Source organism: Frigoribacterium sp. VKM Ac-2836 (assembly GCF_013248995.1).
Taxonomy (GTDB): domain Bacteria; phylum Actinomycetota; class Actinomycetes; order Actinomycetales; family Microbacteriaceae; genus Frigoribacterium.
Genome location: NZ_JABRPK010000001.1, coordinates 1,200,311 through 1,212,169, shown reverse-complemented (window position 1 = coordinate 1,212,169; position 11,859 = coordinate 1,200,311). Strand labels below are relative to the sequence as shown.

Sequence of the window (11,859 nt, the reverse complement as noted above, 5' to 3'; positions counted from 1 at the left end):
CGTCTGAGAAGCCGGTCGTCGTCGGCAGCCGTCGGGACTCGGCTGGCAGAGGGTTCAGGGTCCGACCGCGGTGTAGGCCACGATGCCGCGACGAACGGCGTCGAGCGCCTGCCGGGCCGTCGGACCGACCGGCAGATCGGCCACGACCGACAGCTGGTCGAGCAGGTCGATCGTCTGCTTCGTCCAGCGGACGAAGTCACCGGCAGCGAGGTCGGCGTCGTCGAGCACCGAGTCCAGTGCGGCACCTCGGGCCCAGCGGTGCATCGCCAGGGCGAGGCCCGGTGCCGGTGGCTGGCTGCCGGGCAGACGGTGCTCGAGCTCGAGGTCGTCGAGCTCGGCCCAGAGCAGCTGGGTCGCGTCGAGGGCCGCACGGAACTCACCCCGGGGCAGGAACCGTTCGGAGAGTTGGCCTTCGTCCCGGCGCGGCTCGTAGACCAGGGTCGCGGCCATGGCGGCCATCGACGGGACGTCGAGCTCGTCCCACAGGCCGAGGCGGAGGCTCTCGGCCACCAGGAGGTCGCGATCGCCGTAGATGCGGCGCAACGTGCGTCCGGCGGAGGCGACGGTGACCTCGGCGTCCCGCGGGACGCGACCCGCGCCTCCGGTGCTCGTCGCGGCCGGAACGAGGTAGCCACGGTCGAGCAGGACGTCGGTGACGCGGTCGAAGACCTTCGCGACGGCACCGGTACGACTTCGGATCTGCGCCGACAGTTGATCGGTCTGTTTCTTGAGCTTGAACCACCGCTCGGACCAGCGGGCGTGTTGCTCTCGCTCGGGGCAGGCGTGGCACGGGTGCTGACGGACCTGCCGCCGGAGCTCGCCGATGCGGCGCTGACGTTTGTCGCGCTCGGCCCGCGACTGGGAGTCGGCCCGGGTCGCGCCTTGCTTCTCGAGGTCGCCCACCTCGCGACGAAGCATCGTGTACTCACCGAAGTCGCCCAGATGGCAGGCCATCGACGCGGCGTAGCCGTCGAGCGACTGCTGCTGGGACCGGACCTTCCTGGCGAGATCGACGACCGAGCGGTCCGCCTGGAACTGGGCGAACGACGTCTCGAGCACCTCGCGAGTGCGCGATCGACCGAACTGCTCGATGAGGTTCACGGCCATGTTGTACGTCGGTCGGAAGCTGCTGTTCATCGGGTAGGTGCGCCGAGAGGCGAGCGAGGCGACGGCCTGGGGATCGAGACCCTGTTGCCACTGGATGAGCGAGTGACCCTCGACGTCGATGCCGCGACGACCGGCACGGCCGGTCAGCTGGGTGTATTCACCGGGCGTGATGGGCACGCGGGCCTCGCCGTTGAACTTCTCGAGCTTCTCGAGCACGACGGTGCGGGCAGGCATGTTGATGCCGAGAGCCAGGGTCTCGGTCGCGAACACGACCTTGACGAGCTTCTTCTGGAACAGTTCTTCGACGACTTCTTTGAACGCGGGCAGCAGGCCGGCGTGGTGGGCCGCCACGCCCCGTTCGAGCCCGTCCAGCCACCGCCAGTAGCCGAGCACGGCCAGGTCTTCGTCGCGAAGGGTGCGGCAGCGGGCCTCGACGATCTCGCGGATCTCTTGACGCTGTTCGGCGGTCGTCAGACGGATGCCGGACCGCAGCACCTGGGACACCGCCTGGTCGCAGCCGACACGGCTGAAGACGAAGAAGATGGCGGGAAGGAGGTTCTGGTCGTCGAGCATCTCGACGATCTTCCAGCGGTCGAGGCGTCCGGGGCCGCCCTGTGTCGGGGGCACCACATGACCTCGAGGGCCGGTTCGGCCGGCGGCGTAGGAGTCGCGTCGACCGCCGCTGCGGCCGCCACGCCGCCCGAGCGAGGTAGCCCTGAGCAGCTCGGGATTCACCCGGTTGGTCGCCGCCTGTCCCGACGAATCGAACAGGTCGAGGAACTTGCCCCCGACCAGGACGTGCTGGTCGAGGGGCACGGGGCGGTCCTCGGAGACGATGACCTCGGTGCTGCCCCGCACGGTCTGCAGCCAGTCGCCGAACTCCTCGGCGTTCGACACCGTGGCACTGAGCGAGATGAGCCGGACGTCGAGGGGCAGGTGGATGATCACCTCTTCCCAGACGGCGCCCCGGAAACGGTCCGCGAGGAAGTGGACCTCGTCCAGGACGACGTAGCGGAGGTCGGTCAGCATGTCCGACCCCGCGTAGATCATGTTGCGCAGGACCTCGGTCGTCATCACGACGATGCGCGCCCGGGAGTTCACGTTCGTGTCACCGGTGAGCAGCCCGACCTCTGACGCACCGTACTCGGCCACGAGTTCTTGGAACTTCTGGTTGCTCAAGGCCTTCATGGGCGCGGTGTAGAACACCTTGGCCCGAGGGTCTTGCATGGCGAGATGGATGGCGTATTCGGCCACGAGCGTCTTGCCGGCACCCGTCGGCGCCGCGACGAGGACGCTGTCACCATCTTCGAGCGCAGCGCACGCCGCCACCTGGAAAGGGTCGAGAGCGAACCCCAGGCGGGACCGGAAGGCCTCGAGCTTGGGCGTCCGGACGCGGGTCTTGGCGGCCGCGAAGCGTTCGGCCGGGCTGAGGTCGCGGCTCATCGGGTCACTCCGACGCCAGTTCGGCGTCGAGCGCGGCGGCACGCTTCGCGACCCGACGATCGTGCAACCAGGCCACGCCGGCCGCGAGGAAGAACAGCACGATCATGGGGATCGCCAGGAGGAACATCGAGAAGATGTCCGCGGACGGAGTCGCGATGGCGGTGAAGAGCACGATGACCAGAATGGCCACCCGCCACCCCTTGACGATGGCTGCCGCGGAGATGACGCCGACGAAGTTCAGCAACACGAGGAACACCGGCATGACGAAGGCGATGCCGACCGCGAGGACGAGCTTGAGGACGAAGTCGTAGTACACCTTCGACTCGATGATCGTGGCGTCCTGGGTGTCGACGAAGCTGGTCATGACCTCGACGATGTGGGGCAGGACGTACCACCCCGCCAGGCAGCCGCCGAGGAACAGCGGTATGGCGGTGCCGATGAAACCTACGGCGTAGAGCTTCTCTTTGCGAACCAGGGCCGGGACGATGAACGCCCAGACCTGGTAGAGCCACACGGGACTCGAGATGACGACACCCACGGTGATCGCGATCTGCAGCTTGAGGTCGAACGCACCCGTGATGTTCGAGTAGTTGAGGGTCGTCTCACCGGTCCGCGCCGCAGCGATGGCCTCGACCGGCGACCTCAGGGCGTCGAGGACGAAGGGCGCGAGGAACCAACCGGCGACAGCGGCCAGGATGAGGGCCAGGGCGGAGATGAAGAGGCGTTTGCGCAACTCGAGCAGGTGCTGCCCGAGCGACATCTTGCCGTCTCGCCCTCGGCTGCGACCCGCGCCGCTCCCCCGGGTGCTGTCGCCACGAGTCGTCGTCGTGGCCACGCGTCAGGACTTCGGCGGGACGTCGCGAGTCGTCGACGGGTAGGAGTCGTCACCACGGCGAGCGGACGAATCGTCCGTGTACCGGACGCCCGAGTCGTCGGAGCGGCGGGCGGTACGCCCGTCGTGGTCGTCGTCGACGACGTCTTTCTTGTCGCTGTTGACCTCGTTCTTGAAGATGCGCATCGACTGGGCGATGCTCTTCGCGAGGGCGGGGAGCTTCGGCGCACCGAAGAGCAGCAGGACGATCGCCAGGATGATGATCAGGTGCCAGCCTGTGAACGCGTTTCCGAACATGATGGGGTCTCCTTGCGGGGCAGGGTGAGATCGAGTCTACCGTCCGGGCCACTCGGACGAGCACGGCGCAGGCGATGCACAGGGCGGACGGGGGCGGAATCCCTAGGAGGCGGGGTTCGGGTCGAGGTCGTATCGCTCGATCGCTCGGCGGGCCCAGTCCGCGACGGCGGAGCGGGCCGACTCGGGTGCGACGACCTCCGGGCGCCCCGGCAGCCCGGCCACGAGCCGGCAGAGGGTGCCGAGCCGGTTGACTCGGAGCCGCAGCCGCACGCGTGCGTCGTCGAGGAGCTCGGGTTCGTCGGGCTGGTAGTCCGCGAGGAGCGGTGCTGCGGCCGCGTCGAGGTCGAGCACCACGACGAGGTCGTCCGGAGATCCCTCGAAGAGGGTCTCGGGCAGGGAGACGTCGTCGGCCCGGTGCGCGATCGGCGTCGTGGTCAACGCCGGGGCGGCGATCCGGTCGAGCCGGAACGTGCGGGGGGCTTCGCGAAGGTGGTCCCAGGCACGGAGGTACCAGTCGGCGTCCACCGACTCGACCCGCAGCGGATCGACGCGGCGTCGCTCGGCCACCCCGCGGGTGCCTCGATAGTCGAACTCGAGCTGGACACCGGATTCGACGGCCCTACCCACGAGCCCGAGCACCTCGTTCGTGTCGGACTGGTCCACGGCCACCTGGCTCGGCTCGCTGGAGGCCCCGCGAGACAACTTGCTCATCAGGGTCGCGATGGCTGCGCGATCGGCGTTCTCGGGCAGCGACGAGAGATACTGCAGACCCGCGATCAGCGCGGCGGCCTCGCGGGCGGAGAATCGGGGCGAGTCGTCGATGGCGACGAGGTTGGTGAGCACGATGACGTCGTTCTGCTCGAAGTCGTCCCACGCGATGTCGAAGAGGTCGCCGTGCTGGTACTGCGTCGTCTCACCGGGAACGCCCGAGACCGCGATCAGTTCGACGGCGCGGCGGATCTCGGACACGCTCACTCCGAAATGGGCGGCAGCCTCGGCGACGCTGACACGCTCGTGATCCATGAGCCAGGGGACGAGCGAGAGCAGGAAGGCGAGTTTGTCGGCGGCGTGCAGGCCGCCCCGGGTATCAGCCACGGTCGCCTCCGACGAGTGGGTCGGTGTGCGCGTGTGCGTCGAGCACGGTCACGAGCCGGGTCCGAACCAAGGCGCGGAGGCTCTCGGGTTCGAGGACGGTCACCTCGGGACCGAAGGAGGCGAGTTCGTCGGCCAGCAGGTGTTCATCGGTCCAGTGGACGGTCAGGGCGTCGGGGCCGACGCGGGTCGTGCCGCGACGTTTGACGAGACGGGTCTCGGCGTCCGACGTCGGCTCGACGCGGATGGTCGCCGTTCGGTCGTGCCAGACCTGCTCGAGATCGGCCAGGGCACGCTCGGCCGTGGCGTCGTCCGGCCGCGTGAACGGGGTCGAGGTCAGTTGGACGGGACCGACCACCCGCGACAGGAGGAACGTCTTCACGGCCCCGGTGGCGACCTCGACCGCCGACACCAACCAGCGACCGTGGTGCTGGACCAGGGCTGCCGGTGCGACCTCGCGCCGTCGGGCTGACTCGTCACCGGGTTTCAGGTAGTCGAACCGCACGACGACACCCCGGTCGAGGGCCGTCCGCAGCGGCTCGAACGCCGCGTCGCGCGAGCGGAGTCGAGGGGCGTACTCGAGTTCCGGGACGCTGGCGGAGCCCCCGAGCGACCTCAATTTCAGGAGCGCCCGCCGGGACTCGTGGGACAACGAACCCTCGCGCCAGACCATCGCGGCCAACGTGAGCAACGCGGTCTCTTCGGAGGAGAAGGCGATGTCGTCCGGCAATTCGTAAGCGCCCCGGGGGATGCGGTATCGCAGGGCCTGGTTGTTGCCGACTGCCGAGGGGTCGTCGATCGTCTCGAGAGGGACGCCGAGTTCGCGGATGTCGTCCTTGTCGCGCTCGAACTGTCGCTCGAGCGCGGCGTTGTCACCGGAACGGGAGTACTTCTGCCGGTAGCCCTGCACGGTCGACAGGATCTCGGTCTTGCTCAACCCGGTGTCGGTCGCGAGCAGGGCCAGGACCAGGCTGAAGAGGCGTTCTTCGACGGGGACACGCGGGGTACGGGCAGAGGGCACGGCGGCGGTCTCAGCAGGGATGGGTCATCGGGTCGCCCCGAGCACGTCGAAGACGTAGACGTAGGCCGAGCCGCCGCTCTCGGCGGATGCAGGGAGCACGACCATGACCTGTGATCCGACCTGCTGGCCGACGAGGGCCGAGCGGATGTCGTCGGGGATCTGAGCGTCACCCAGATCGACCGGCGTCGCGGATCCGCCGTTCGTCCAGGTGGAGCCCGCGACCGTGGACGGCTGACTCCAGGTGACCGCCGTGAACTGGACCACGGCCGTGTCGTCGGCCGTCAAGGTCGTGCCGTGACCCTTGCGGACGAGGTGCACCACCTCGTCGGTGGGCGCGTCCCCCGCCGGGATCGTGATGCCGGGTGCACCGTTCGGGGCGGTGACCACGGCCGGGAGGCCGTCCGCCCCGAGCTGCAGGGCACCGTCGGCCTTCGCGAGGAAGGCTCGTTTGACGTCCACCACCGCGACGTACGCGGCGTCGGGGTCGTCGTTCGGCGTCGACGCGGCACCGTTGATCGACGCGGAGAGATCGGTCGCCTTGACGGCGACGGCGACCCGCGATCCGACGGTAGAGCACTCGAGCGCGTCGACGAGGGGGGCGAGGGTCTGACCACCGACGGTCAACGGGACGTTCGTCGAACCGTCGTAGCCGCTGTCCTCGAGTTCTTGCCCTGTCGTGCCGTCGAAGAGCGTGTAGTCGATGACGACCGGGGTCCCGTCGACGAGACGCTGGCCGTCGCCCTCGATCAGCGTCGACACCTCGGTCTTCTTCGTCACGATCGGTGTCGGCACGTCGACGTCGGGCTTCGCACCGAAGTCACCGGTCGCCGTGACGACCGAGGCAGCGTCACCCGTGGGCGGGCACCCGGTCGAGCCAGGGCCGGCCGTGGTCGAGCAGGCGGTCATCGAAGCGAGCAGGCCGACCGTCACGACGAGGGCGGGGATCTTGCGCACGGGGACTCATTTCGTGGAGGCGACCCGTCGGGTCGCGCGGATGCGGGGACAGCTTAGCGGGGGCGATCGGCACCCTCGCGGTGCTCAGGCGGGGGCGGTGCCGGTCGACTCGCCGGTGGACGAGTCACCCTCGACGGCCTCGGTCGCGGCGATGGCGGCGTCGGCGGCCGTTCGGGCCTGTCGGGCGGTCTTGCGGAGTTTCTTGTCGCTGGCGGACCGCTCACCGAGGGCCCCGGGGGTCCAGGCCTCGACGTCGGCGTCGCTGTAATCCGATTTCGAGGGGCGCCTCTTCACCTGCGGCATCACCGACCCGGGAGCGAGTCGGCGGGCGGTGATCAGGAAGCCGGTGTGGCCGATCATGCGGTGGTCGGGGCGGATCGCGAGACCCTCGACGTGCCAACCGCGGACGAGTGTCTCGGATGCGTCCGGCTCGGTGAAGGCACCGGAGGCGCGCAGGGCCTCGGCCGTCCGGGAGAGCTGGGTGGCCGTGGCGACGTAGCAGATCACGAGGCCGCCCGGTGTGAGTGCATCGGCGGTGACGTCGACGTTCTCCCAGGGGGCCAGCATGTCGAGAACGACACGGTCGACGGTCCCGTCGGGCATCACCGAGGGGAGCTCGTCGACCAGGTCGCCGACCGTGACCGTCCAGTTCTCGGGCTCGGCACCGAAGAAGCTCGCCACGTTGCCCTCGGCGACGTCCGCGAACTCCTGACGGCGCTCGAAAGACGCCAGGCGTCCCTCAGGCCCGACGGCGCGGAGCAGCCAGAGGGACAACGCGCCCGAGCCCACGCCCGCCTCGACGACGGTTGCGCCGGGGAAGATGTCGGCGAAGGCGACGATCTGCGCGGCGTCCTTCGGATAGACGATGGCCGCCCCCCGGGGCATGGACATGACGAAGTCGCTCAGGAGCGGACGGAGCGCGAGGTACTCGTCGCCCGTCGTGCTCGCGATGACCGACCCGTCGGGGAGGCCGACGACGTCGTCGTGCGCGATCATGCCGCGGTGCGTGTGGAACACGGCGCCCGGCGTCAGCACGATGGTGTTCATCTTGCCTTTGGGGCCCGTGAGCTGGACCTTGTCGCCTTCGACGAAGGGACCGGACTGGCGGCGGAACGCGGTCATGCGGGGGTGCTGCTTTCGATCGGATCGCACCCCGAGGGGTGCCGGAGGCGCGTCGTGCGCGCCGGGGTCAGGAATCGGAGGTCGCCCGGTCGCGGACGGCGCGACCGGTCCGGTGCAGCTCTCGCAGGTCGTCGACGGTGGTGCCGACGAGGGTCTCGCGACGGATGAAGGGGCCGTCGTCGGCGAGCGGCGCGTGGTGTTCGACGCCGATCGCGACGGTGCCGGCCGCGACAGCGGAGGCGAGGCCGGGCGTGCTGTCCTCGATGGCGATGCAGTCCGCGGGGTCGACGCCCAACAGATCGGCGCCACGGAGGTAGGCCTCGGGATGGGGCTTGGCGTGCTCCACGTCGTCGCCCGCGACGATCACGTCGAACGCCTCGAACTCGATCGCGTCGACCATGAACTGGGCCATGCGGCGGATCGACATGGTGACGAGGGCCGTCGGGACGCCCTCACGTCTCAGCTCCGCCAACAGTTCTCTCGCGCCGGGACGCCAGGGGATCTCGAGCGCGGCGCGCGCGAGGACCCCGGTGGTCAGACGATCGATGATCTCGTCCTCGGACAGGTCGACGCCGTGGGACTGCAGGACCCGTGCGGACTGCCACAGGCCGCTCCCGATCATGGCGTCGCCGTCTTCTCGGCTCCAGGTGCCGCCGAACGACTCGACCAGTTCGACCTGGCAGAGGAACCAGTAGGGCTCGGTGTCGACGAGGGTTCCGTCCATGTCCCACAGGACGGCGGCAGGCAGGGTTTCGGTCACGGCGGTCGAGTCTACCGGGCGTGACCCCCGTGACCTCCCGGCCCGCGCCTCCTGGTCGAGGTCACGGACTATCGTGGTGGGTCAAGCGCTGGACGCCCTTCCGGCACGGTGAGGACTCAGGTTGACGAACACGTCGGATTTCGCTGCGGGACGCCTTCTGGTGGTGGCCTTCGAGGGCTGGAACGACGCCGGCGAGGCCGCCAGCGGTGTCGCGCGGAGCCTGGTCGAGACGCTCTCGCTCGAACCGGTGGCCGAGCTCGACGGCGAACGGTACATCGACTACCAGTTCAACCGACCGCAGGTCGGGCTGGACGACGACGGCGAACGGACGCTGGTGTGGCCCCGCATCCAGCTGCACGCGGCAGCCGACGCCGCGACCGGCCTCCCCCGCGACCCGGCATCGGCCGCTACCGAGGTGCTCGTTCTCTTGGGTGCCGAGCCCTCCCGCAGCTGGCGGGGTTTCGCCGCCGAGATCGTCGACCTGATCGACGTGCACGACGTCACGGGGGTGGTGTTCCTCGGGGCGATGCTGGCGGACGTCCCGCACACTCGTCCCATCTCGGTCTTCGTGAGCAGCGAGAACGAAGCCGTCCGCGACGAGTACACCCTCGAGCGGAGCACCTACGAGGGACCGGTGGGCATCCTGTCGGTCCTCGCCGACGCGGTCGAGGCCGCCGGCGTGCCGACCCTGTCGATCTGGGCCTCCGTGCCGCACTACGTCCACAACGCCCCGTCGCCCAAGGCGACGCTCGCCCTCATCGAGAAGCTCGACGAGTTGTCGGGCGTGACGATACCCCGGGGTGAGCTCGCCGCCGAGTCGACGGCCTGGGAGTCCGGCATCGATGCCCTCGCGGCCGACGACGAGGACATGGCGGGCTACATCGAACAGCTCGAGCAGGCCCGCGACACGGTGGACAGCCCCGAGGCGAGCGGCGAAGCCATCGCGCAGGAGTTCGAGCGGTACCTCAGACGACGAGACGGCAAGGGCGGGGACGGCCGACCGGACGACCCTCGGTACCCCCCGGTCCCCTGACCCCAGTCGTCACGCGGGACGGATGCGGCCGGTCGCGCAGGCCGGATCGACGGCGATGGTCAGGTCGGGAGTTCGCCAGGGACGGCGACGCCGTTCTCGTAGGCGAACACGACGGCCGCCGTCCGGTCTCGGAGGCCGAGCTTGCCGAGAACGTTCGAGACGTGCGTCTTGACCGTGGCCTCGCCGAGGAAGAGCTGTCGGGCGATCTCGGCGTTCGATGCCCCGGAGGCGAGTCGGTCGAGCACCTCGCGTTCTCGTTCGGTCAGGGTCGAGAGGGCCGGACTCGGGACGACGACCCTCGCCGCCGTGGGATCGCCGACGGCGCGCTCGACGACGGTGCGGGTGAGCTGGGGCGAGAGCAGGGCGTCGCCCCGGTGCACCACGGCGATCGCCTCGATGAGCTCTTCGGGCGTGGCGGTCTTGAGCAGGAATCCGCTCGCGCCGGCCTGCAGCGCCCGGAAGACGTAGTCGTCTCGGCCGAAGGTGGTCAGGACGAGGACCGCGGGGCAGCCCCCGGGAGACTCCTCGAGGATGCGACGCGTGGCCTCGAGCCCGTCGAGGACGGGCATCTCGATGTCCATGACGACGACGTCGGGGCGCAGCCGCCGGACGAGGTCCACCGCCTCGAGCCCGTCACGGGCCTCGCCGACCACCCTGACCTCGGGTGCCGTGTCGAGGATGATGCGGAAGCCCGTGCGGACGAGGTCTTGATCGTCGACGAGGAGGACGGTGACGGGGTCGGTCGTGTCGGTCATGCGCTCTCGGAGGGGTCGGTGGTGACGTGGTCGCGGGGGTGGGCGTCGCGGCAGGCGCCCACCGGCAACACGGCGCGCACGCGGTAGCCCCCGCGCGGTCGCGGGCCGAGGTGCAGCTCGCCCCCGTGCAGGTCGACCCGCTCGCGCATGCCCCGCTGACCCAGTCCACCGCCCGGGCCGGCCGTCGGCGAGGGGACGACCGCCCCGGGATAGGGCGTCGGGCCGGCGCGGCCGTCGTCGACGACCTCGACCTCGACGGTGCGGTCGCCGTAGCGGAGGTGCACCTCGGCGATCGACGCGTTGCCGTGTTTGAGGGTGTTGGTCAGGGCCTCTTGGGTGATGCGGTAGAGAGTCACCCCGATGCTCTCGGGGACGTCCCGGATGTCGCCGTGCACCGAGAACCGGACCTCGAGACCGAGGGCGCGCGTGTCGGTCATCAACTCGGGGAGCGCGTCGAGGCCCGAGGGGCCGGAACCTGTCTCGCCGTCGCGCGACCGCAACACGGAGAGCAGGCGGTCGAGTTCGTCGATCGTGGTGCGAGCCGTGCCCTCGACGGCCGAGAGGGCACCCCGCGCGATGTCGGGCCGATCGAGCGTTCGCCGGGCGGCCCCTGCCTGGATACCGATGACGGCGACGTGATGGGCGACCACGTCGTGCAGTTCGCGGGCGAGGCGGGTCCGTTCTTCGTTGATCGCCCGGTCGGCGACGAGCTCGTGTGCGGCACGGAGCTCCACACCGGTGCGCTCCAGGGCGTGCAGCCTGATGGCGGAGACGCGAGCCGCACGTCCGAAGGCGATGGCGGTGACGAGGACGATGCCGTTGGAGACCAGGGTGTAGGCGATCGTTGCCAGGGTCACGGGGTCGGGCGCCGCGGCGTCCGACGCCGAGACCGAGCGAAGCCACACGCCGAGCCACACGAACATGACGGCCGTCACGACGATGCTGACGACGAGCGCGCGGGCTCGCCGGGCGGCCCAGGCGTTCGCGGTGAAGATCGCGACGAACTCGACGATCGACGGGGTGAGCGTGTCGGGATAGCCCCTCAGCTGGGCGGCCAGGAAGACGATCGACACGACGACGAGGACGGTGACGGGCCGGAGTCGCCGGAAGGCGATCGGCGCACACAGGCCGACGAGCCAGAGCACGCTCTCGACGGTCGACGTCGAGGCCGCCCCGTCCGCGTCCTCGACGATGATGGCGCTGAGCCAGAGCGTGACGAGGCCCAGCACGACGGTGAGGGCGGCGATCCAGAGGTCGATGCGTGTGTCGCGTCGGGTGAGGGGTCGGCGGGCGTCGTTCGGTGTCGCGGCCGGGGCCGGCGCGGTGATCGACGTTTCCACGCCGACCATCGTAGGGCAGACACCCGTGCTGATTGAGGAACACTCATGCGAACGTATGAAAAACCGGAGGCGCGACCGGTTTCGACGAGTGAACCGGCGCGAC

The 11,859-nt window shown here is 69.8% G+C and carries 11 protein-coding genes; 1 reads left to right on the top strand and 10 read right to left on the bottom strand.

The features are described 5' to 3' along the window. Positions 1 to 54: 54 nt before the first annotated feature. From HRF36_RS05640 to HRF36_RS05605, 8 genes are all read right to left on the bottom strand, one after another. Complete coding sequence (locus HRF36_RS05640) at positions 55 to 2,550, bottom strand: RNA helicase (protein ID WP_173207358.1); 2,496 nt, start codon at positions 2,548 to 2,550, stop codon at positions 55 to 57. Between the two features lie 4 nt (positions 2,551 to 2,554). Next, positions 2,555 to 3,310 carry a twin-arginine translocase subunit TatC gene (gene tatC / locus HRF36_RS05635; RefSeq protein ID WP_173207995.1) on the bottom strand — a complete coding sequence of 252 codons (756 nt, stop codon included), beginning with the start codon at positions 3,308 to 3,310 and terminating at the stop codon, positions 2,555 to 2,557. Positions 3,311 to 3,388: 78 nt separating this feature from the next. After that, positions 3,389 to 3,679: a twin-arginine translocase TatA/TatE family subunit gene (tatA, locus tag HRF36_RS05630; RefSeq protein ID WP_173207355.1), complete on the bottom strand. Its 291-nt coding sequence runs from the start codon at positions 3,677 to 3,679 to the stop codon at positions 3,389 to 3,391. A 102-nt stretch (positions 3,680 to 3,781) separates the two neighbouring features. Next, complete coding sequence (locus HRF36_RS05625; protein ID WP_371740031.1) at positions 3,782 to 4,774, bottom strand: helix-turn-helix transcriptional regulator; 993 nt, start codon at positions 4,772 to 4,774, stop codon at positions 3,782 to 3,784. After that, on the bottom strand, positions 4,767 to 5,792 hold the full coding sequence (locus HRF36_RS05620; RefSeq protein WP_173207352.1) for a WYL domain-containing protein: 1,026 nt from the start codon (positions 5,790 to 5,792) through the stop codon (positions 4,767 to 4,769). Before HRF36_RS05620 ends, HRF36_RS05625 begins: the two co-directional genes overlap by 8 nt. Positions 5,793 to 5,816: 24 nt before the next feature. Then, positions 5,817 to 6,746, bottom strand: coding sequence for a hypothetical protein (locus tag HRF36_RS05615; RefSeq protein ID WP_173207349.1), 930 nt, complete (start codon positions 6,744 to 6,746; stop codon positions 5,817 to 5,819). Between the two features lie 84 nt (positions 6,747 to 6,830). Then, complete coding sequence (locus HRF36_RS05610; protein WP_173207346.1) at positions 6,831 to 7,868, bottom strand: tRNA (adenine-N1)-methyltransferase; 1,038 nt, start codon at positions 7,866 to 7,868, stop codon at positions 6,831 to 6,833. Positions 7,869 to 7,935: 67 nt separating this feature from the next. Then, positions 7,936 to 8,628 carry an HAD family hydrolase gene (locus tag HRF36_RS05605; RefSeq protein ID WP_371740030.1) on the bottom strand — a complete coding sequence of 231 codons (693 nt, stop codon included), beginning with the start codon at positions 8,626 to 8,628 and terminating at the stop codon, positions 7,936 to 7,938. 121 nt (positions 8,629 to 8,749) lie between these two features. Here HRF36_RS05605 and HRF36_RS05600 point away from each other — a divergent pair, with 121 nt between their 5' ends. Continuing rightward, positions 8,750 to 9,661 (top strand): proteasome assembly chaperone family protein, encoded by a 912-nt coding sequence (locus tag HRF36_RS05600; RefSeq protein WP_173207343.1) that lies wholly within the window; start codon positions 8,750 to 8,752, stop codon positions 9,659 to 9,661. Positions 9,662 to 9,720: 59 nt separating this feature from the next. On the opposite strand, the gene HRF36_RS05595 is transcribed toward HRF36_RS05600, so the two are convergent. Then, the gene (locus HRF36_RS05595; RefSeq protein ID WP_173207341.1) at positions 9,721 to 10,416 is read right to left on the bottom strand and encodes a response regulator transcription factor; all 696 of its coding nucleotides are present in this window, start codon (positions 10,414 to 10,416) and stop codon (positions 9,721 to 9,723) included. Further along, a complete protein-coding gene (locus tag HRF36_RS05590; RefSeq protein WP_173207339.1) occupies positions 10,413 to 11,756 on the bottom strand; it encodes a histidine kinase in 1,344 nt (447 codons plus the stop codon). The genes HRF36_RS05595 and HRF36_RS05590 overlap by 4 nt, the downstream gene beginning before the upstream one ends. Between the last annotated feature and the right edge of the window lie 103 nt (positions 11,757 to 11,859).